General features: G+C 58.8%; 18 protein-coding genes and 1 pseudogene. 9 read left to right on the forward strand and 10 right to left on the reverse strand.

Going from position 1 to position 21808, the window contains the following annotated elements; all coding sequences use genetic code 11:
• From PTE30175_RS27345 to PTE30175_RS27370, 5 genes and pseudogenes are all read left to right on the forward strand, one after another.
• Positions 1-212 (forward strand): annotated as a pseudogene (locus PTE30175_RS27345) (amino acid ABC transporter permease); the annotation flags it as partial.
• Between the two features lie 28 nt (positions 213-240).
• Complete coding sequence (locus PTE30175_RS27350) at positions 241-1119, forward strand: dihydrodipicolinate synthase family protein (RefSeq protein ID WP_150700221.1); 879 nt, start codon at positions 241-243, stop codon at positions 1117-1119.
• Positions 1120-1397: 278 nt separating this feature from the next.
• Positions 1398-2879 carry an aldehyde dehydrogenase family protein gene (locus tag PTE30175_RS27360; protein ID WP_150700223.1) on the forward strand — a complete coding sequence of 494 codons (1482 nt, stop codon included), beginning with the start codon at positions 1398-1400 and terminating at the stop codon, positions 2877-2879.
• A 170-nt stretch (positions 2880-3049) separates the two neighbouring features.
• Positions 3050-3754, forward strand: coding sequence for a GntR family transcriptional regulator (locus PTE30175_RS27365; RefSeq protein ID WP_224789004.1), 705 nt, complete (start codon positions 3050-3052; stop codon positions 3752-3754).
• A 69-nt stretch (positions 3755-3823) separates the two neighbouring features.
• A complete protein-coding gene (locus PTE30175_RS27370; protein WP_150700237.1) occupies positions 3824-4528 on the forward strand; it encodes an SDR family oxidoreductase in 705 nt (234 codons plus the stop codon).
• A gap of 140 nt (positions 4529-4668) precedes the next feature.
• Here the strand turns inward: PTE30175_RS27370 and PTE30175_RS27375 are convergent, their stop codons facing one another.
• The 9 genes from PTE30175_RS27375 to PTE30175_RS27415 all read right to left on the reverse strand — a co-directional run bounded on the left by PTE30175_RS27375 (position 4669) and on the right by PTE30175_RS27415 (position 16537).
• Positions 4669-5661 (reverse strand): DMT family transporter, encoded by a 993-nt coding sequence (locus PTE30175_RS27375; protein ID WP_150700225.1) that lies wholly within the window; start codon positions 5659-5661, stop codon positions 4669-4671.
• Between the two features lie 207 nt (positions 5662-5868).
• Positions 5869-7200 carry an MFS transporter gene (locus PTE30175_RS27380; protein ID WP_150700226.1) on the reverse strand — a complete coding sequence of 444 codons (1332 nt, stop codon included), beginning with the start codon at positions 7198-7200 and terminating at the stop codon, positions 5869-5871.
• A gap of 192 nt (positions 7201-7392) precedes the next feature.
• Complete coding sequence (locus PTE30175_RS27385; RefSeq protein WP_150700227.1) at positions 7393-8514, reverse strand: tyramine oxidase subunit B; 1122 nt, start codon at positions 8512-8514, stop codon at positions 7393-7395.
• Positions 8515-8573: 59 nt separating this feature from the next.
• The gene (gene eno, locus PTE30175_RS27390; RefSeq protein WP_150700228.1) at positions 8574-9848 is read right to left on the reverse strand and encodes a phosphopyruvate hydratase; all 1275 of its coding nucleotides are present in this window, start codon (positions 9846-9848) and stop codon (positions 8574-8576) included.
• A gap of 5 nt (positions 9849-9853) precedes the next feature.
• Positions 9854-11260 carry a glycerate kinase type-2 family protein gene (locus tag PTE30175_RS27395; RefSeq protein WP_150700229.1) on the reverse strand — a complete coding sequence of 469 codons (1407 nt, stop codon included), beginning with the start codon at positions 11258-11260 and terminating at the stop codon, positions 9854-9856.
• A 122-nt stretch (positions 11261-11382) separates the two neighbouring features.
• Positions 11383-11859, reverse strand: coding sequence for a RidA family protein (locus PTE30175_RS27400; RefSeq protein WP_224789005.1), 477 nt, complete (start codon positions 11857-11859; stop codon positions 11383-11385).
• Complete coding sequence (locus tag PTE30175_RS27405; RefSeq protein ID WP_150700230.1) at positions 11856-12704, reverse strand: sugar phosphate isomerase/epimerase family protein; 849 nt, start codon at positions 12702-12704, stop codon at positions 11856-11858. Before PTE30175_RS27405 ends, PTE30175_RS27400 begins: the two co-directional genes overlap by 4 nt.
• A gap of 11 nt (positions 12705-12715) precedes the next feature.
• Positions 12716-14437, reverse strand: a complete 1722-nt coding sequence (locus PTE30175_RS27410; protein WP_150700231.1) for a hydantoinase B/oxoprolinase family protein — start codon at positions 14435-14437, stop codon at positions 12716-12718.
• 18 nt (positions 14438-14455) lie between these two features.
• Entirely contained in the window at positions 14456-16537 is a 2082-nt protein-coding gene (locus PTE30175_RS27415; protein ID WP_150700232.1) for a hydantoinase/oxoprolinase family protein, read from the reverse strand.
• Between the two features lie 972 nt (positions 16538-17509).
• On the opposite strand from PTE30175_RS27415, the gene PTE30175_RS27420 reads away from it, so the two are divergent.
• Positions 17510-18292, forward strand: coding sequence for an SDR family NAD(P)-dependent oxidoreductase (locus tag PTE30175_RS27420; RefSeq protein ID WP_150700233.1), 783 nt, complete (start codon positions 17510-17512; stop codon positions 18290-18292).
• Positions 18293-18511: 219 nt separating this feature from the next.
• The gene (locus tag PTE30175_RS27425; RefSeq protein WP_150700234.1) at positions 18512-19279 is read left to right on the forward strand and encodes a GntR family transcriptional regulator; all 768 of its coding nucleotides are present in this window, start codon (positions 18512-18514) and stop codon (positions 19277-19279) included.
• Between the two features lie 179 nt (positions 19280-19458).
• Here the strand turns inward: PTE30175_RS27425 and PTE30175_RS27430 are convergent, their stop codons facing one another.
• Positions 19459-19665 carry a tautomerase family protein gene (locus tag PTE30175_RS27430; protein ID WP_150700235.1) on the reverse strand — a complete coding sequence of 69 codons (207 nt, stop codon included), beginning with the start codon at positions 19663-19665 and terminating at the stop codon, positions 19459-19461.
• Between the two features lie 953 nt (positions 19666-20618).
• Here PTE30175_RS27430 and PTE30175_RS27435 point away from each other — a divergent pair.
• A complete protein-coding gene (locus PTE30175_RS27435) occupies positions 20619-21404 on the forward strand; it encodes a transporter substrate-binding domain-containing protein (protein ID WP_224789006.1) in 786 nt (261 codons plus the stop codon).
• 9 nt (positions 21405-21413) lie between these two features.
• The coding region (locus PTE30175_RS28920) for an ATP-binding cassette domain-containing protein (RefSeq protein WP_224789007.1) at positions 21414-21808 on the forward strand (395 nt) is incomplete at its 3' end.

Genomic DNA, 21808 nt, shown 5'->3' on the forward strand with positions numbered 1-21808 from the left:
CGAACGTCGTGAGCCTGTTCAAGGAGAGCGCGCTCATTTCGTCGGTCGGCGTCGCGGATCTGATGTTCGTTGGACAGAACATCTCGAACAGCACCGCGCATCCCGTCGAATTCCTGACGACCGTCGCGATCGTCTATTTCGTCGTCGCGTTTCCGCTGACGCGCCTCGTCGGCGTCGTGGAATCGCGGCTGCTCAGGCGCTTTGCCTATTAATCCCTGTTGTCACGCTGGAGACATCCCCATGCAACTGAAAGGTATCCTGCCCGCCCTCGTCACGCCGTTCAATGCGTCGGGCGCCGTCGATCACGACACGCTCGCCGACATCCTCGAGTTTCAGCTCAAGGCTGGCGTCAAAGGTTTTGTTCCGCTCGGGTCGACGGGCGAATACTACGCGCTGACGAACGAAGAGCGTCGCGCGGTGATGAAGACCGTGCGCGAAGTCGTCGGCGATCGCGGCATCCTGATCGCGGGCGCGAACGGCTCGTCCACGCGCGAAGTGATCGAGCAGGTGCAGCAGACGCGCGACGCGGGCTACATGAACGTGCTGATCGCGCCGCCATACTACGCGCTGCCGTCGCAGGACGAACTGATCGGCCACTATCAGGCGATTCTCGCCGCGGTGCCGGATGTGAACGTGATCCTGTACAACTACCCGGTTCGGACCAACGTCGAAGTCGGCTACGGCGTGCTCGACGCGTTCAAGGACAATCCGCGCGTGATTGGCATCAAGGAAAGCAGCGGCAACCTGCTGCGCGCGATCGAGATCGGCACGAAGTACCAGGATCACTATCAGCTGTCGTGCGGCTCGGACGACCAGGCGCTCGACTTCTTCCTGTGGGGGGCGAGCAGCTGGATCTGCGGGCCGGCGAACTGCTTCGCGAAGCAAGTCGTCGACTTCTACGACACGTTCACGGCCGGCGACATCCGTGGCGCGCAGGAAGTGATGATCTCGCTGTTCCCGGTGATGGCCAGCATGGAAGCGGGCAAGTTCATCCAGAAGGTGAAGTATGGCTGCGAACTCGCGGGCTTCAAGGTCGGCAACGCGCGCGCGCCGCTGCAGCCGCTGAGCGATGTGGAAAAGGCTGAGTTTCGCAAGGTTTTCGAGGCTTCGCAGGCGTAATGCCGGTGGCGCCGGCACGGTTAGGTGTCGGCGCCGGCCAAATGAGACGAGCGAAATGACGAGACGGAATCGTCGGGCGTGTCGAGTCGCTTATGCGTCTGCAAAGCGGCCAGGATGCCGTCTAACCGAACATCGAGGGGCGTTGGGCCACAGGCAGCTCGGGCTCACCCGCGGCGCGACGACTGGCCGCCTGATCGGTGATCTGGTCGCGGAGCGCCAGACGAAACCGGATCTCGCGCCGTTCAGCGCATATCGCTTTGCTTGAAGAGAGTGAATTCATGAATTCGTACGACCAGCTTTTCATTGACGGCCGCTGGGTCGCGCCGGTCAAAGGCGGCGCGTTTCAGACGATCAACCCTAGCAACGAAACCGTGATTGCGGATGTCGCCGCGGCGACGGCGGAGGACATCGATCTGGCGGTCAAAGCCGCTCGGCGGGCATTCGACGAAGGTCCGTGGCCGCGCATGAGCGGTGCCGAGCGCGGCGCCATCCTGAGGAAGATCGGGAAAGGCATCCGCGACCGTCTCGACGAGCTCGCGACGATCGAAGTGCGCGACAACGGCAAGCCGCTGCCGGAAGCGCTGTGGGATCTCGGGGATGCCGCGGGCTGCTTCGAGTTCTATGCGGACCTCGCGGAGCAGCTCGACGCGAATGCGGAGCAGCCCGTGAAGCTTGCCGACGACCGCTTCAGTTCGGTCGCGCGCAAGGAACCGGTCGGTGTCGCCGGCGCGATCATCCCGTGGAATTTCCCGATGCTAATGGCCGCGTGGAAGGTCGCGCCTGCGCTGGCCGCAGGCTGCACGATGGTGCTGAAACCGTCCGAGCTGACGCCGCTGACCTCGCTCGAGCTGGCCGACATCGCATCGAAAGCCGAACTCCCCTCAGGCGTGCTGAACGTCGTCCCAGGCCTCGGGCCGGACGCGGGCGCGCCGCTGGCCGAGCACCCGGACATCGACAAGCTCGCGTTTACCGGCAGCGTGCCGACCGGCAGCCGGGTCATGCAGGCCGCCGCGCGCGACATCAAGAACGTGAGTCTCGAGCTGGGCGGGAAGTCGCCGTTCATCGTGTTCGACGACAGCGAAATCGACACCGCGGTCGAGTGGATCATGTTCGGCATTTTCTGGAATCAGGGCGAGGTGTGCTCGGCGACATCGCGCGTGCTCGTGCAGCGCGGCCTCTACGACCGGCTGCTCGCGCGGCTCGAAGAGGAAACGCGCAAGATCGCGATCGGCGATGGTCTGACGGAAGGCGTGTTGCTTGGTCCGATCGTCAGCGGGGGGCAGTACGAGAAGGTGCTGGCCGCCGTCGAGCGCGGCAAGGCGGAAGGCGCGCGGCTCGTGACCGGCGGCGCGCGGCCCGCGCATCTCGACAGCGGCTATTTTATGGAGCCGGTCGTGTTTGCCGACGTGCCGGAAAATAGCTGGATCTGGCGCGAGGAAATCTTCGGGCCGGTCGTCTGCATCCGGCCGTTCGACGACGAGGCCGAAGCGGTGCGTTCGGCGAACGATTCGCGCTTCGGGCTTGCCGCGGCGGTGATGTCGCGTGACGCCGCGCGCTGCGAACGCGTAGCGCACGCACTGCGCGCCGGCATCGTGTGGATCAACTGCTCGCAGCCGACCTTCACCGAAGCGCCGTGGGGCGGCTACAAGCATAGCGGCATCGGCCGTGAGCTCGGTGAGTGGGGCTTGAACAACTATCTGGAGATCAAGCAGATCACGCGCTACGACAGTGACAAGCCATGGGGCTGGTATATCAAGTAACGGTCGGGAGACATCGTGCGCTGGAAGAAAACGCTGCAGATCGTCGACGTGCATTGCGAAGGTGAAGTCGGCAAGGTCATCAACGGGCTGTCTGGCTTCGGCGATTAGGCACGATGATAAATCCGACATCAAATCCGGCGTTCCAGAGTAGAAACAAGGGGGATGACATCATGAACAAATCGGTCGACGGAGGGGAAGGGGGGACGCGCCGACATGGCGGGAGGTATGTCTACGAGGAGCTGCGCAGGCAGATCCTGACGCTGAAGCTGAAGCCCGGTGCGCCATTGGACGAAATCTCGCTCGCCGCCCAGTTCGGCCTGTCCCGCTCGCCGGTGCGTGACGCGCTGGCTCGATTGATCAGCGAGGGGTTGGTCACGATCCTGCCGAACCGGACGACGCTCGTCACGCCGTTTGAAATCGAGGAGTTCCCGAAATACGTCTCCGCGCTCGACCTGATTCAGCGGGCAGTGACGCGTCTCGCGGCCACTCACCGGACGGACGCGGACCTCGCGCGGATTCGTCACGCTGACGACGTCTACATGAAGGCGATCGACAGCGGCGATTTCCAGGCGATGTCCGAGACGAACAAGGCGTTTCACATTGCGATCGCTCAGGCGGCGAACAATCCTTATTTCCTCGGTTACTACGAACGGTTGTTGGGGGAAGGGCAGCGCCTGCTTCATCTGCACTTCGACTACACCGTCAATTCACCTACCGCATCGAAGCTCGATCGTGACCACCTCGAGATCATCGACGCCATTGCGAAGCGCGACGCCGATGGTGCCGAGCGAGCGGCGCACGAACATACGATGCTGTTCCAGAAGCGCTTCCTCGATTACATGAAGCAAAACACGCTGGAGTCGATGGCGGTTTAGTCACGCAAACTGGATAATCGACTGAGGGTTTCTTCGATCGTTCCTCCGAACGCATTGATGGAGAGAGAAATGACGCAACGAAAAGTAGCGCTCATCACGGCGGCAGGCAAGGGTATGGGTGCCGCCATCGCGAGAGAGCTCGCTGCGACGGGCTATCAGGTGGCACTGATGTCACCATCGAATAGCGCTGTTGCACTCGCAGATGAACTTGGTGGTTTCGGCATCCAGGGGTCCGTGACTCAGGAGGCCGATCTCGATCGGCTGGTGCGCCAGGCACTCGAGAAGTACGGTCGAATAGACGCGGTCGTCAATAATACCGGCCATCCTCCCAAAGGCGATCTGCTGTCGATCGAGGACGCATCGTGGCATGCGGCTCTCGACCTGATCGTTCTGAATGTCGCGCGCCTGCTGCGTCGTGTGACGCCCGTTTTTCAGGCCCACGGGGGCGGGGCTGTCGTGAATATTTCCAGCTTCGCTGCCGATGCGCCGGAGCAGGCAATGCCGATGTCGTCCGTGCTGCGTGCCGCGCTGAGTTCGTTCACCCGCCTCTACGCGGAGCGCTACGCGGCCGAGAACATCCGCATCAATTCAATTCTCCCGGGCTTCATCGACAGTTGGCCGGAGACCCGCGAGATCGTGGCCCGGATTCCGATGCAGCGTTTCGGGAAGGTCCAGGAAGTGGCCAAAACGGTAGGGTTTCTGTTGTCGGACGGGGCTGGGTACATCACCGGACAAAACATCCGCGTGGACGGCGGTATTGTTCGGGCGCTGTAGTCGATTGTAATGACCCACTGAATTCCTGCTCAGGTGTTAACCGTAGAGGACTGACACATGAGCACGAAGATGGAAGAAGAAATCAAACGATGGGCGGCCAAGTGCGATTGAACGTCAGCGCTTGTTCAATCGCATACTGGTTAGTCTGTGCTTACCGGGAAGGCGCGGCGGCCGATTGATCCGACGTGTGTCATCGCGATGCCAACCGCGATCATCGCAAGGGCCGGGACGACATACCAGTGCAACGGCTCGCCGAGCAGTAACGACGAAAGCGAAACACCGAATATTGGAACAAGAAGCAAATAGACGGAAACGGTCCCTGCCTTGTTATAGGACATCAAGTTGTTCCAAAGCAAAAAGCTCACTGCAGACACGACTGCGAGATAGCCGAGCACAAGACCAGACTGGACCGAGAACCTGAATGGCATAATGCCCGTCTTCCATGCACCGACTACGACAAGTCCAATGCCGCCAAGCAGCATTTGAATTGCTGTAAGCGACAACACGGGAAGAATCGCAGGCGCAGCCTGTTTGCTTAGCATGTTACCCAATGCCCCGGAGAACATCGCAAGCAACATCAGCGCTTCACCCCAACCTAATGTGAACACGTCACCGTTTGCCATCACGTGATAGAGCACAATTCCGGAAAATCCTATCACAGCTGCCGTTGCCTTGGACGCGGTCATGCGATCGTCGGCATGCATCAGGTGAGCCAAGCCCAACTGAAAGAATGTGACTGTACCTGCAATGATCGCTCCTTCTGTGCCGGTACTAAGCGCGATGCCTGCATAGAAAAATGTGTATTGCAAGAACGTTTGAGCGAATCCCACGCGGACGACAGCACAGAACGTCCGTCGGTCAAAAGTAGGCAGCGAACGATGAGAGAAAAGCGTAAGTGCCAGCAGGAATATCGATGCGATCACAAAGCGATAGCCTGCGAACTCGATCTGTAGAAACGTATTGCCGCGAGGAATGCTAAGTAATCGATAGCCGACCTTGACGACTGGGAACGCACTTCCCCATAGACAGGTCGCAAGCAACGCCGTCGTAGGGCGCCCGAGGGGCGTGGCAAAGAATGGAGCTGGGCGATGCGTCTCCCTGCTCGTAGTGACACCTTTGTTCTTATGCAGCACAGCTTCCCCAACGATGGACAGATATGAGGGGCTTGCAGAGGTAACGCTTGCAAGCGCCACATTATACGAACACCTCACTTTGTGAGAGACGTCGGCTGTCGATCGCTTACGATGAAGCCAACTTATCGTGTTTTCCTGGCACAGGCACTGGCGATGTGTATTCCCGTTCGAGCTTATTGCGATAGGTAGGCTGTCAAGCGATAACTGTCAAGCCCGCTCATTGAATGCCGAATTACGCTTCTGCTCGGGGTAGGAAAGTGCCAGCGCGCATCCGAGCAGCATGCACAGACCGAACCCGCACAGCCCTACACTCTGGGAGTGAAACTCATCTTTTAGCCAGCCCAGAAGATACGTTCCAATGAATCCGCCCAGGTTTGCGAGTGAAGTGATCATGGCGATACCGCCAGCCGCGCCGGTCCCCGTGAGAAAGGTTGGCGGTAACGTCCAGAGGACCGGTATCGTTGCAGCCGCGCCTGCGTTGATCAGCGTGAAGAGAAGCACCGTCATACCGGTAGTGTGAGGAGCGACTGCGGCCAGAAACAGTCCGCAGCCTGCAACGAGGCAAGGAACGGCCATGTGCCATCGACGCTCGCGTGCGCGATCGGAACTGAGCCCACAAAGCAACATGCCGATCACCGCCGCCGCGTTCGGAATCACCATCCACAGGCCGATCTCAAGCGGATCATGTACACCTGTGTCGTGCAGTATCGACGGCAGCCAGAAGCCGGTAGCGTACACGCCGATCATCACGCAAACGTCGATGAGACCGAGTGTCCACAGCCGCCTGTCAATGAATACGTGGGGCAGCGACGAGAGTTTCTCGCCGGCCGCGTCGCGATCGAGGTTCGCGCGGAGAATACGTTTCTCGCCGATGTCGAGCCACGAGGTCCTTTCAATGTTGTTCGGAAGCCACCAAAGAACGAAGAAGCCGAGTGCTATGGACGGTAATGCCTCCAGGAGGAACAGCCACTGCCAGCCACCGAGGCCACGCAAGCCATTCATGGCATTCATAATCCACCCGGAGACTGGATTGCCGATCATGCTCGATAGCGGCATGGCAATCATGAATAGCGCAACGATGCGACCCCGCCGATCATAGGGGAACCACTGCGACAGATACAGCAAGACGCCCGGAACAAATCCGGCCTCGGCGACGCCCAGCAGGAAGCGGACGACGTAGAACTGGACCGGCGTTTTCACCAGCATGGTTGCACCGGACAGGACGCCCCACGTGATCATGACGCGCGCGATCCAGACCTTGGCGCCGACCTTTTGCAGGATTAAGTTGCTCGGTATTTCGAATGCGATGTAGCCGGCGAAGAAGAGTCCTGCCCCAAGGCCGTAGATGCTGTCGCTGAAACTGAGGGCATCGAGCATCTGGAGTTTTGCCAGGCCGATGTTGATCCGATCCAGGTAGGCAGCGAAAAAGCAGAGTAAGAAGAGCGTAATCAGGCGTGCGGTGACCTTGCGATACAGGTCATCGTGATGGGCACGGTCGATCGCGACCACGCAGGATTGACTTGCTTGATCGACTGACATGAGACCTTATATTCGAAAGTGGGGCGTGATATTGCTGTGGGCGGTGCTCGTCAGAGGTACGTAGTGCAACAGACTGGTCGAGAGCTTCGTCAGCAAGCAAATTCACCGAACTAGCGTGACTACGTATTCGGGCGTGCGCGGGCGAATACGGTAGCCCCCTGGAGAAGCCGGGAGCTACCGGGGGAGGTCAAGTCAAAATCCGCTGGGTTTTTCCCAGAGATTCAAGGATTGACCGATCCCCTGTTGCGTCGCGTTCTTGTACATTTCGAAGCCCCAACTGATGTCGAAAACGGACATGCCGCAGGCGATGAAAATCACCCGTTCTTTCGCGTTTTCCCGGCCGGGTTTCACGCCATTGACGACGTCGCCGAGACCAGTCGAATCCGCCAGTGCGGGCAATTTTCCGGCATCGATCAGTCGGTAGAACGGGCCGCCGATAACTCCGTTGTAGTAGGCTTCCTTGTTGCCCGACGCAATGGCATCCTCGACATACGCCTCCTGCAGCGGAGTGTGGTCGAAGACGATCTTGCAACTGGTCAGGAAGGATTCATCGGTGTTGAACGGACCCGATACCAGAATGGTCGCGCCGTCCTTGATCCACTCGTCCTTGAAGTAGAGCGGCTTCAGGCGCGAGGCGGCAACGGTGATGACGTCGGCATCACGGAAGCCCTTTTCGGCCTCGTCGACGCCGATCGCGCTGATGCCGTATTTCTCCTCGACCCAGCGGGCAAACTCGTTTGCCTTGTCCAGGAAAACGTCAAAGCAGATCACCTTCTCGACCGCGCCGAGTTGGGTCATTATCGCAGTGAAGCATGCTTTGTTGATCGGTCCGCAGCCGATGACCGATACGGTTTTCGCATCCTTGTTGGCCAGGTACTTCGCACCGACGCCGGGTACAGCGCCGGTTCGTGCGGCACTCAGGAGGTTCGCCGACATGAGCGCCAGGGGCGCGCCGGTGTCCTTGTCGTTCAACATCATCGTGAGAATCGAGCGGGGCAATCCCTTCTCGGCATTGGCGTGATTCGAGCCGTACCATTTATTGCCGCAGACGTCGAAACGTCCACCCAGATATCCAGGCATTGCGGCGAAGCGGCGGTCCGGACCTGCGACGGGCATGTTGGGAAACTTCGTCTCCTTCGGAAAAACGATGTTTATCCCGTGGTTGTTGTGATTCGCGCCGCCCATCAAATAATCGCCTTTGCCGAGCAGGCTGAAGGTTTCCTCACATACGGAGACGCAACGCGCGGCGTCCAGCACGCCGGCTGCGATCATGTCGGGTTCGGAAAGATAGAGAAAGTCGATCTTCGGGTACATTTGGCTAACCTCTTTCAAGGGGGATATTAGGTGTAAATCGCTGACGCGAATTCGTCACATCAGAATCTCAGCAGCGGTGAAATGTCATAGAGGCGGCAACCGGGGATTCGTGCATTCGCCCGCATCAGGAAATTCAGCTTTTCAATGCGTTCGCCCGAGCGCGGCGCACCATTTTTTTGAAACGGGACGCGGAGCCCGACTGAAAAATCCATCACGACGTCGTCCACGACGCCACCCGAGCGGCCGGAAGGCACCGCGATCATTCCGTGCTCTTCGGCAAATCGATATGCATCCATCGCCTCGGTGATCGTGCCGACCTGATTGGGTTTCAGAATGAAGCCATCCACCGCGCGCATTTCGTGAGCCTTCTGAAGCAATTCCAGGTTGGTCACCGTGAGATCGTCGCCCAGCACGAGGGTGCGCCCGAGTTCGCGAACCGCGTTGCTGTAGCCGGTCCAGTCGTTCTCATCGAGCAGATCCTCGATAAAGACCAGGTTGAACCTTTCGGTCAGGAATTTCGCGTAGGCGATCAGTTCGTCAGATGACACCCGTTTGCCTTTCAGCAGGTAGGTGCCGGTTTCCTTGTCATACATTTCGCTCGATGCGCAATCGAGCGCGAAGGCAATCCTGCCCGTATAGCCACACTCGTCAATGGCCTTCTGCATCAGCGTCAAGACAATTTCGGGGTCGTCGGAGGGCGCGGCGTAGCCGTAGGAACTGGCGGTGTGCGGCTTGTGCCCCAGATAATCCGCCAGCACATCGGCGAGTTTCTGAAAGACAGCTACTGCCATCTCGATGGAGAAATCGACGGAATCGGTGCCGTAGGGTACGATCAGGAACTCGTTGAATGCCTGAGTCAGCTTGTCGTATCGCCCGCCATTGATCACGTTGAAGCAGGGGACCGGCACGGTTCGGATATCGCCATTCGCAATATGGTTGTAAAGCGGGATCGAGCGGGCATCCGCCGCTGCACGGAAAGCGGCAATCGATACCGAGTAGATCGTGTTGCCGCCGAGTCGCCTTTTGTCCGGTGTGCCGTCGAGGGCGATCATCTTTTCATCGATCGCGCGCTGGTCAAACACGTTCATACCGGTCAGCGCCGGACCAATGACGTTCACAGCGATGTCGACGGCCTTATGAACGCTGAGCCCCTTGTACGTCGATGAGTCGTCGTCACGCAGGACGAATGACTCGTGCATGCCCACCGAGGTACCGGTCGGCGCCGCGCCCCGGCCGATCGCACCACTTTCGGTGCGTATCTCGACTTCGACAGCGGGGCGGCATTTGCAGTCGATGATCTGTTGGGCCCGGACGGATACGATCTTGTCTTCCATATGACTTACCCTTTGTTCGGTTCCGGAACGTAAAGAATGTTCAGGTCGCACAAGTTGGTCCCTGTGTTGCCGGTAAAGACCGTAGAACCAATCGCGTCGAGCGCCTCGAAGCAACTATGCTCGCGCAGCGTCTGATACAGACTGATCCCGTTTTGGGCGGCGACGTCGAAGCTGGTGGAATCGGTGATGCCGCCGGCGACCTTGGCCGTGCCATCCGTGCCTTCGCTATCGATCGACAACAGGCAGGCACCCTTGGTCTTGGCCGCCGTGATCGCAAAGCTCACGGTCATTTCCTGGCCCGGGCCGCCATGGCCCTTGATCACACTGTTGTCGCCGATGAGCGTCGTGACCTCGCCGGAACTGAGCAGGACACAGGGAGGCTTGATCGGGTTACCGTATGTCTGGATCTCGCGCGCGATCGATGCAAAGAATGTCCCGGCGTCACGGCTTTCGCCCTCGAGGAAGGACGACACGATCATCGCCGGAATACCCATCTCTTCACAAACTTCCTTCGCGTAAATACAGGAATCCGGCAGCGTATTGAGCAGGAAATAGGTGTTGTCGGGAAACGCCTTGGGCGTTTCCGCTTCCGGGCCTGCGCTCATCAAATAGTCGACGACACTCTTGGGCAGGCGATCCGCGACATTGCGATTGATGATCGTCGCGCGCGCGTCGTCCAGCGTCGTCATGTCGGGGCCGATCGGCGTGCTCTTATAGGCCGCATACGGTACGGCGATATCGCCCGTGGCAGGCGAGCCCACCGCGTCGCTGATGCCGAAACCGATCAGTTCGGCGCCGACAGCTTGGATACGCTTCGCCAACATCCCGCCGTTGAGGGCCGAGATATGGCGACGCACGGCATTGATTTCGTAAATGCCCGCACCGGATTTCAGCAGTACGTCCGTGGTGTCGATCTCATCCTGCAGGGTGATGCCGTCGATCGGACAGGACATCAGTGCCGAGCTGCCGCCGCTGATTACTGCAATGAACAGATCGTCGGGGCCAGCCTGATCGACGAGATCGATGATCTTCTTCGATGCGCGATGACCTTCTTCGTTCGGCAGCGGATGCCCGCCAACGAATACTTCGGTCTTATTGAACTGGTCTGTTTCTTCGCTGATTTTGACGATGGCGATCCCTCGTGTCAGGCGGTCGCCCAACACGTGATCGACTGCCATTGCCATATGATTGCAGGCCTTGCCCGCGCCGATCAGATAAACGTTGCGCTTCTTCGCCAGATCCCACGAGCGCGTGCCGATATGCAGGACGCCGCCCTCCATGCGCATGATGCTTCGGATCCGCTGATAGCTGTCCAGCCTTTCGAGCGTCCGGTCGGCAATCTCGACCACGATTCGCTTGGACGCCACATCGCCATGCGAGAGGATTTCATTGGTATTTCGAATCTTCTTCATGCTAGGACACTCGGTTTTTTTCCGGTGAGAAAATAACTTTGGATGGTCGGTACCTGTCTGCGGCCATTCGTGTGAGGGGCGTCGGGGTGGAGCTGTTCAGCAACAGCTCCACTTGGCAGACACTACCGGCTAGCGAGTTCGAAGATCGCGTCAACCTCCACGGCTACGCCGCGAGGAAGGGAGTTGCATCCGACCGCGGCGCGTGTATGGCGGCCAGCGTCTCCCAGGACCGCGATAATCAGATCCGATGCGCCATTCAGGACCTTGGGGTGGTCCTTGAAATCAGCGGCCGCATTGACAAACCCGCCGAGCCGGACGCAACCGACGACGTGATCAAAATCTCCGCCGACCGCCTGATTGACCTGCGACAAAATATTGATCGCACAGATTTGTGCGGCTGCCTGCCCTTCTTCGAGGGAAAGATCTGCACCAAGCTTGCCGACGTGTTGGTCTACGCCGCCGGACACCGGAACCTGGCCGGATACGTAGAGCAGATTGCCCACCCGCTTGGTCGCGGCAAAATTGGCCCCCGGGGTGACGGGAGGGGAAGGTTCGATGCCGAGATTGCGCAACCGCTGTTCGAGACTAGCGCCCATCATTGACCTCCACGAGTATTGATCTGCTGCACGTACGGACCGCATCGCTCGATGGCAATGCGCGTGGTTTCCTCGGGCGGCCGCTCCCACCAGTCGAGCTCGGAGAAGATCTCGAGTTCGAACGGTCCCGTGTAGCCGATGTCGTCAAGCCACCCCTTGATGCTTTGAATGTCGACCACACCGTCGCCGACCATGCCGCGGTCGCGGAGGTTTCGCGTCGGCACCAGCCAGTCGCAATAGTGAAACGTGAGAATCCGGCCGGGGCCTGCACGTCTCACTTCTGTCTCGAACATCGGATCCCACCAGCAGTGGTAGACGTCCGGCACAAGTCCCGCAGCGTCACCGAGTTCATCGCAGAGGTCGTTTGCCACCTTGATGGAATTGAGGACGCTACGGTCACCTGCGTACATCGGATGCAGCGGCTCGAGGCCAAGCTTCACGCCGACTTTCCGCGCATGAGGGGCAAGCTCGAGGAGTGCATCGCGTACCCGCGCGCGCTGGCCCGCGATGTCCTTGCTATCCGGAGGCATCCCGCCGACCACCATCATCAGGCAGCCGGCGCCGATTTCAGCCGCTGCGTCGAGCAATCGCCGGTTGGTATCGATCGCGTCGGACATGCTGCTGGCGACCGAGACGTTGAGCCATTCGCTCGTACACAGCGACGGCACCCACATTTCCAATTCCCGAAGATGCTTGCGTGTCTGTGCCACGCCGTAGTCTTCCAGGAAGTGGCGCCAGACAGCGATGCCGCTCACGCCCTGGCGCTTGTATCCTTCCAGCGCCTCGGGCATCGACCACTTTGGCGTCGTGATCTGGTTGATTGCAAATCGCGAAAGATCAAAGCTCATCTCGGGCCTCGTCACACCTGTGCGCCGCGCAATTTCGCGGACGCGCCATGATCGAGTTTTTCACCCTTGAACGCGACCTTGTGGAACTTCTGCGCGTACTCTCGCGTGATTTTTCCGTTTGCAAGATCGGCCTCGATCAGATCGAGTGAGCGCTTTGCCGGGTCGCCGTAGCCACCTCCGCCAGCCTGTTCGTGACGGATCGTCGCGCCTCGATGGAGCGTCATCGTAAATTTGCTTGGGAGCGGCTCCGTTTTTCCTTCCGTTCGAAGGAAGTTCTTCGACGGGGCGCCCGTGCACCCGCCAAAGAGGCCATAGGGTGCGTGGTCGCTGCGATCGGAGCGGATCTGGGCGACGACTTCTTCGGCAAGAATTCGGTATTCCCGGACGAGGCCGAGTCCGCCGCGATACTCGCCTGCGCCGCCAGAGTCGTCGGCGAAACCGTACGCTTCCATGACGATCGGGTAGCGGGCTTCCAGCGTTTCGATTGGCATGTTCGACATGTTCTGAGACGGATTCGTCACGCCTTCGATACCGTCCTTGTTGAAGCGCCCGCCCCAGGCACCGTTGATCATGTCCACCAGGATGAACGGCTCGCTGGCCTGCTTGTCGTACCCGCTGAGCGCAATGACGGTGTTTCCGCCTTCACCAGCGGCCATGACTTTGGTCGGTGCGATTTGCGACAGGGCGCCGAACACGCAGTCGACCACGCGGTAGCCGGTCAGTGCACGGGCGGCAACGGGCGCGGGCAGCCGCGGATTCAGAATCGACCCTTCGGGTGCCGTGATATCGATACATCGATAGACGCCGGCATTGTTCGGCACATCTGCTTCGAGTGCGCAGCGGATGGCAAGATAGGTTGCAGATTTCACGAAGGACAGCGTCGAGTTGATCGCGCCTCGCACCTGTGCAGACGAACCGGCAAAGTCCACCGACACGCTTGATCCTTTCACCGTGATCGCGCACTTGATCGGAATCGCGTCTTTGGAGAAACCGTCGTTGTCGATGTAGTCCGTGAACTCGTAGACGCCGTCTGGCCACGCCGTGATGGCCTGCCGGGTCAGACGTTCACCGTAGTCCAGCAATTCATCGAAATACTGGCGGAGGTCTTCCTCGCCGTAGCGCCGGATCATCTTCACGAGTTCACGCTCGCCGATGTTGCACGTGGCCAGCTGTGCGTCCAGGTCGCCAAGCACCAGGTCGGGAAGACGTACGTTCTTCTTGATGATGTTGACCAGGGTCTCGTTCACGTCGCCCCGCGTATACAGCTTCGTCGGCGGAATACGCAAACCTTCCTGGAAAATTTCGGTGGAGTCGGCAGCGTTGGAACCCGGAACGCGACCGCCCACGTCGCAATGGTGCGCGATGACGACGGAGAAGCCTTGAAGCCTGTCTTCAAAGAAGATCGGCTTGAACATGAAAATGTCCGGAAGGTGCATGCCGCCTTCGTACGGGTCATTGAAAATGATCACGTCGCCTGGCTGGACATTGTTCGAAAACTTCTTGATGACCACATCGACAGCGTCCGGCACCGCGCCGAGGTGCAGCGCGACAGTCTTGGCCTGCGCGAGAATCCGGCCGGCTGCATCGCACATCGTCACGGAATAGTCAAGGACGTCGCGGATGATCGGTGACCGTGCGGTGCGCATCACGGCAAATGCCATGTCGTCGACGATCGTATCCAGTGCATTCTTGACGACAGCAAATGTGATGGGGTCGACCTTACGTTGTGTCATGTTCTACTCCTTTGGGGTTCAGTCGAGCGATGCGATTACACTGCCGACCTTGTCAGTGCTGACGCGCCAGCCGGGCGGAATGACAATCGTCGTATCCGAGCTTTCGAGAATGACCGGGCCGATGATTTCCTTGTCGAGGAGGGCGCGCGGAACGATCGGCGTATCGACCCAACCCGACTCGCGGCTGAAATAGACGCGACGGCTGGTACGGTTATGCTCTGCGGCTGAATATGCTGCGCTCCGTATGTCGCGGAAGTCGAGCGTTTTGGTCGCGATTCCGCGGGCGAGGAGGCGCACGTTCGCACACTCGATCGCGTCGTTCGACGCATATCCGTACATCGCCGTATAGGCGTCGAGGAAACAATTGCGCAGTTGTTCCCGTGTGCTTTCGTCCGGGGTTGCGGGGATATGTACGGGGATTTCATAGTCCTGACCGCGGAAGCGCATGTCCAGTTCGAACACGCACTGGATGCGATCGGCGGTGTACCCTTCGTCTGCGAGCGCCTTGGCCGCTTCCTCCCGCATTCCCGAGACGTTCAGCGCCAGCGCATCCAGATCGAGCGTATCGAGAAGATCGAGGAACGGGCGTACGAAGTAGCGCTCCACGGCGCCTGCGAGCATGCCCATCGCGGTGAACACGCCCGGCGCGGCGGGGAACACGACGCGCTTCATCTCGAGCGTGCGGGCGAGGTCACAGGCGTGAACGGGACCGGAGCCGCCGAAGGCCATCAGCGTGAAGTCGCGCGGGTCCACACCGCGCTCCACGGTGACCGCTTTGATGGTGCGCGCCATGTTCACGTTGACGACTTCGCGAATGCCGACCGCCGCCTCTTCGATCGAGATGCCGAGCGGCTTGGCCAGGGTCTCGCCGATCGCATCACGCGCGGCCATCAGATTGAGTTCCATCGTTCCGCCGGCAAGCCGTTGTGGCAGGAAGCCCAGGACTGCGTTCGCGTCGGTCACAGTTGGACGATCCCCGCCGATGCCATAGCACACAGGACCCGGATACGCGCCTGCCGAAATCGGACCGACATTCAGGAGCCCACCTGCATCGATCCAGGCGATCGAGCCGGCGCCGCTGCCGACCTCGGCGACGTCGATTGTCGGGACGCGCATCATGTAACCGCCGGCCTTGATGAAGCGGCTCGGCGTGGAGATGCCGGCACGGAACTCGTATTCGTTGGTCCGCGCCAACTGGCCATCATGGATGAGCGACGCCGATGCGGTCGTGCCGCCCATGTCGAAGACGACGAGATCGGTGTCGTGACGCGCTTCGCCGAGGCGTCCGGCGCCAACCACGCCGGCGGATCGGCCGGACGAGATAAAAAACACTGGCGTATCCTGCGCGATGCGGGCGCTGGACAAACCGCCGTTCGAGTTGCTCACCAGCAGCGGAGCCTTCACGCCGATACGCTTGAGGCCGCTCTCGAGCCGCTGAAGATAGGTCCGCAGCGCAGGCAGAACATAGGCATTGACGACCGTCGTGGACGTGCGTTCGTACTCGCGAAGCTCGGGCAGCACGGAGATCGACGCTGTGACGCTGATCTCGGGAAAGTGCTCCTGGAATGCGGCCAGTGCAACCGCCTCGTTTTCCCGATTCTTGTACGAGTTGATGAAGCAGATCGCGACGGACTCGACACCTTCGCTTTTGAAAAATTCACCGGCCTTCAGCACCTCATCGACAGGCGTCTGGCGATCCACTTCCCCGGAAGCGAGCGTGCGTTCGTCGATTTCGAGTCGATAACGACGCTCCACGAGCGGAACGGGCTTGTCCCACGTCAAATCGAACATCGTGGGAGTGCGGACGCGACCAATCTCCAGGACATCGCGAAATCCCTTTGTGGTGATCAGGCCGCACTTCGCTCCGACCTTCTGGAGCATGGTGTTCGATCCGACTGTGGTGCCGTGGAGAATTTCCGTGACATCGTCAGTCTTGAGACCCGCCTGCTTCAGAATGCGTTCGACACCCGTCAAAACGGCCTCTTCGGGGGCCGCGGGGGTCGACGAAACCTTCGTGAAGGCAACCTGACCTTTGTCGTCGAGCAGTACGAGGTCAGTAAACGTGCCGCCGATATCTACGCCGATGCGTGCGCTTGCCATAATTTCATCCGTCCAGTGTTTGCGCAGTATTGATGCGAAAGGTAATTCGTTATGGATGCCGAATTGTAAAAATGGATGCCAGTACGAACATCTTGGGTTGCCGCGTCCAGTTGCTGCTTTGATTTCGGTGCCGCGATCCCTGCATGCAGGACTTGTCTCGCGTCGTACGAAACTGGTCGGCAGCTGTGCTGCCAGCTAGGGCAATCGCTGTCTCAGCCTCGTGGACGTTGCTGAGAGACATGCATGCCGCTTGGAACTTCGAGTTGCCCCGATCGTGAAGCACCTCGATCTCGTAGTGCCAAGCTGGGCGGGGATAAACCACGGCCGTCCCGCGCACGGATAACAGACTGGCGACGAAGCGTTTCCAGATCTCGCGGACCATCTCGCCTCTTCCGCTAAAGGCCTTTGTGCCGAATCGACGCCGAAGGTCCGCACATATCACGCTGTTCCGAACCTTTCGGATGACTCCGATCAGATATGGCGCCACGATGACAACGCTACGACGTAGACCCGCACGTTTCACCCCGTCTTGCCGACAGCCGGACGTGTTCGCCAGAGCATTGACCCGGCCGCCGGCCACGAGTGCTGCGATGGGCGTAATAAGCATCCACTTAACAACTGCCACGATCGCCCTCCATACGGTAGACAACGATGTGGTCACATTGTCGACTAAATGACGACAATGTCAACCGGTCAAAAATCGAAAGACGGGGTGTGGTAGCCTAAAACGCCCGTGTTTAAAGGATTATCGGCGCAGTGTAGTGGTAAACCATGCTGTGATTTTTCATGCGAACCGGCCGACATTTCTTGACATCCAGTGGCCGAAGTTCGAGTATTGTCGACATATGATCGACTGTGGTTGTGCAAAAATCGTCTGAGTGTGAAGTGGCCCGACGAGACCTGATTGGTTGTGCGGATATCTATCGGGACTGGCCGTAGCCGATGCACGCAGGCACTTACTGAGGTTCAAACATGAGCACTAATTCGCATCTTGTTGTTGTGACTGGCGGGGCTAGCGGTATAGGCGAGGCTACGGCTCGCCGCTTTGCGGCGGCCGGCTCGAGGGTTGTCGTTGGCGACCTCAATGCCGACCGGGGACAGCTGGTTGTCAGCGAGTTACGTGAGGCGGGACACGACGTTGTCTTTTATCCGGTGGATCTCGCGAGCGATGAATCGATCAAGCAGTTTGCGGGTGCTGTGCTTGAATCTTATGGTGTGCCGGATGCGTTGGTGAATTCGGGCGGCATCCTTCAGAACGCGGTGCGCCTGCTGGAGATGGATTTGGCCGAGTTCGATCGGCTGATGAATGTCAATGTCCGGGGAACTCTCGTGGCTTCGCGCGCGTTTGGCGCTGCGATGTGTGAACGCGGAAGGGGATCGATTATCAACCTGTGTTCTTTGACGACGTTCAGGGCGTCTGCACAGATCGGTTATGGAGTCGGGAAGGCGGGGCTCAAGATGCTTACGGAAATCATGGCGGCGGAGTGGGGGCCTAAAGGCGTGCGCGTTAATGCCGTGGCACCGGGTTACACGCTGACTCCTGCAATGCAGGCCCGGATTGATTCAGGAGAGCGCGATCCGGATGCGGTTATCCAGAATTCGGCGCTGCGTCGCTTTGTCAGTCCTGCGGATGCAGCAAACGCCATCTTCTTCCTGTGTTCTTCAGAGGCGTCCGCCATTACCGGGGTGACCCTGCCGATCGATTGTGGCTGGCTTGTCACGACAGCATACTCGTCGTACGCTGCCCAGCCCTGACAAAGCGGGCGCGGATATCTTGGGGGCGACGTTAAGCTGATTCCGGCGGGTACGCGCGCGTCGTTTTTCCAGTATCTCAGGGCCGATTGGCAGGATGTGCTAGGATGGCCAATTCGAGCTGATGCGGGCATCACCAAAGTGAGCTTGTGGGTGCCGAACACCTCACGTTGATGGGGCACAGTGTCACTTCATCGCGAGCCGAATTTCAGGAAACGCAACATGGCCAGGTCACCAGTCCCAAATCAGACAGGTAAAGAAACAGGCGCAGCCCGGGTTTACACGACTCTGCGGAACGAGATCCTTACGATGAGGCTTGCGCCGGGTACGCCGTTGGACGAGGTAGGGCTGGCCGAACGTTTTGACATGTCGCGTTCGCCAGTTCGGGAGGCTTTGGTCCGCCTTTCCGGAGACGGGTTGGTAACGATTCTTGCCAATCGAAGCACCGTGGTGACGCCGATGGACTTCGCTCGTGTCCCAGAATTTCTCGATGCGCTCGATTTGTTGCAACGCGTCACGACGCGTCTTGCCGCGCTGCATCGTACTGCAGCCGATCTCGCCAAGATCCAGGAAAAACAAAAAGCCTATGAGAAAGCAATCGCTGCAAGCATCAAGTTGCGCGATAGCCTTCCGATGATCGAGGCCAATTACGACTTTCACATGACAATCGCGCGGGCGGGAAGAAATCTATATTTCGCCGACCTCTACCGACGGCTACTCGACGAAGGGCGGCGGATGCTGCACCTTCACTTCCAATTCAAGGCGCTGGATCCGGATATTAGCGTCGAGGAGATGGCGAGAGACCATACCGATATCGTCGATGCGATTGAACGGGGCGATGCGGACAAAGCTGAGGAGTGTGCGCATCGGCACGCAGAGCAGTTCAAGGGGCGATTCATGCAATTCATGGACCGTAACCTTACCGCAGGTGTGCCCCTTACCTACAACCGTCGGGTCTCTCGAGAAAAGTCGACAACGACTGCCGAATGAGCAGCCTTCGACATTAACGTTCTTGGGTGCGGCGGTTTCGGCTGCGACGTCGGTGTGTCAGCTGGACGAGGCAGAACCATGCAAGTCTTGGTGACTGCGGAGCCCGTAGCAAACAACCAGCACGATTAGCCGCGTCGTGTGATCCTTGCGCGTCGCATTCCACTGCGACGCGCAAGGGTTTACCGTGCAGTCGAACGTATCGGGTTCGGCTCCGCCAGTGTTCCTCCCACCGACCACATCGAGCGGTCTACCTCGGTAATCACAAGCTGCACGTCCGAAAGCGCGCATTTCGCAATGCGCGCTGTTTCGCGCGTCAAGACCTCCGCGAGTTCAGACTTCTGCTCGTGAGTTCTACCAGTAAGCATTTCAAGGCGAATGATCGGCATCTAGCCTCCAGTGTGTCAAATGATGATTTGCTACGGGGCAGTCGTGAGCAACTGAATCTTCGGGCGGGTCGATGCTCGCAAACGAGATACATCGACCGCACGAGCCGGCCGCATTCGATTCTGTCAGCCCCGGCCGTTAGGACGGCCAGCCAGCTTCCACGCTTTGTCAACGTGACGACCTCAGTCGGTTGAGCCTGCTTTTTCGCTAGTCGTGCGCGAGCGAATGACGTGTCTTTTGAATCCGTAGCGCGGCCCTATCTGCCGATTTATGGTCGACTTAATGTCGACATATCCTTGCATCGTACCGAAAAAGTGTCAAGCAAAGGGCGCTGATATAGGGATATTTTCGCATCGGGTTTTCCCTAAAATCGACGGCAGAGGCTTATCCAGGAAGGATGTGGAGCGTTTGACGAGGAAGCCAGCTTATTTTTCCGGTTGACTATGTCGTCATTTGGTCGACAATATGCATATGGCTGGAGGTCACATGCAAGTACCGCGTCAGTCTGCAGACCGGTACGCAGATCGTACGGATTGGCTGCTCCTTATCCCGGTCTTGCTCCTTGGCGGTCAGTGGAGGTTGAGTGGTTTGGCGGGCGCTGTGCCGAGGAGGCGATGCGCTTTTGAAAGATGGCTTGGTTCTTATTCGTCAGTCGTAAGACAGCGAGGGCCATCGGGGAAGGAAAGCGACTGATTGAAAGCATGATGTCGATGCCCATCACTGAATGATCGGCATCTCCACAGAAGTGAATTTCGCTCGACGTTGGTGCGGCGAATCACTGGGCAAATGATCGTTGATGGCGAGAGTTTTGTCCTTCTATGTTGCGTGCAACACTGCACACCTATTTGGTGTTTGACGATTTGCTACGGGCTCATCCAAGTAACTACCTTTAATCGAGAGGTTGATAATGATTCGGATATCTAAGTCGGTGTGTCGAGCGGCTGTATGCTTTTCCATGTTCGGTGCGCTTTTCGCAAGTGCCCCGTCGCATGCAGAGGATGGTGGAGCATGGCAAAGCGTTAAGAAAGCAGGTGTGCTGCGCTGTGGTGCAGCCGTTGCGCCTCCGTACGTGATAAAGGATCCCAAGACCGGCGAATATAGCGGGGCTTTTTCGGAGTTGTGCCGGAATTTTGGGCAAAACGTCCTGAAGGTGAAGGTCGTATTCGTCGACACGACTTGGGACAACATTGTCGCGGGTCTGCAGTCCGACAAGTGGGATCTCGCTCTGGCGCTCAACGATACGCCGGAGCGTCGGAAGGCTATCTCCTTCTCGACGGCCGTGACGGACTATAACGTCACCTTCACCTACAACAAGAAGAATTCGAAGCTCCCGAAATCGATCTCGTCGATTTCGGATATCGACAAGCCGAATTTTTCCGTTGCGGTGATGTCCGGCACTGCGCAGGACAAGGCTATTTCGGGAGCGCTCAAGCAGGCAAACATCATGCGTTTACCGGGTAATGACGAGACGCGTCTGGCGCTGATGTCGAAGCGGGCTGATCTGCTTGCCGACGACAATTCGACCAACATGCTCCTGGCTGAGGCGCACCATGACTGGGTGTCCACCTTCCAGCCTATGCCGCACCTCGCCCAGCAGTCCATCTGCCTTGGGATCCAAAAGGATACGCCGGCCACCGATGTCAAAGTGCTTGATGACTACATCAAGCAGCAGATTAAGTCGGGTGAGGTGGATCGAATGATCAAGACCTCGGTGCAAGCAGTGCTTGCGCAGAGCAAGTAAGCCATTGCAATGATGCAAAGCGGCGAGCGCGGAAGCCTCGCCGTTTGGCAACAGAATCACCGCTCGACCGGCGATGCGCGTCGCGAGCGGACGGTGTTGAATGTCGACGAGTTTGGGCCGTACATCGAGCGCTGTTTGCGCACTCCGTTGGAGAGAGTTCTCATGTCGTTTTCCGGAAGCACCGCAACTCAGTCCCACGCCCGGTCAGTTACCCGCCCGGTTCCCACGGTGCGCGATTTCGTCCAGTTGAGGGATGTTTATAAGTCGTACGGCGAGAAACTCGTCGTTATGGACAAGCTGAATCTGAGCATGCGCGCAGATGACCGACTCGTGATCATTGGCCCGAGCGGCAGCGGCAAAAGCTCGCTCCTGCGCGTGATGATGGGGCTCGAAGGCATTCAGGG

Source organism: Pandoraea terrae (assembly GCF_902459695.1).
GTDB classification, from domain to species: domain Bacteria; phylum Pseudomonadota; class Gammaproteobacteria; order Burkholderiales; family Burkholderiaceae; genus Pandoraea; species Pandoraea terrae.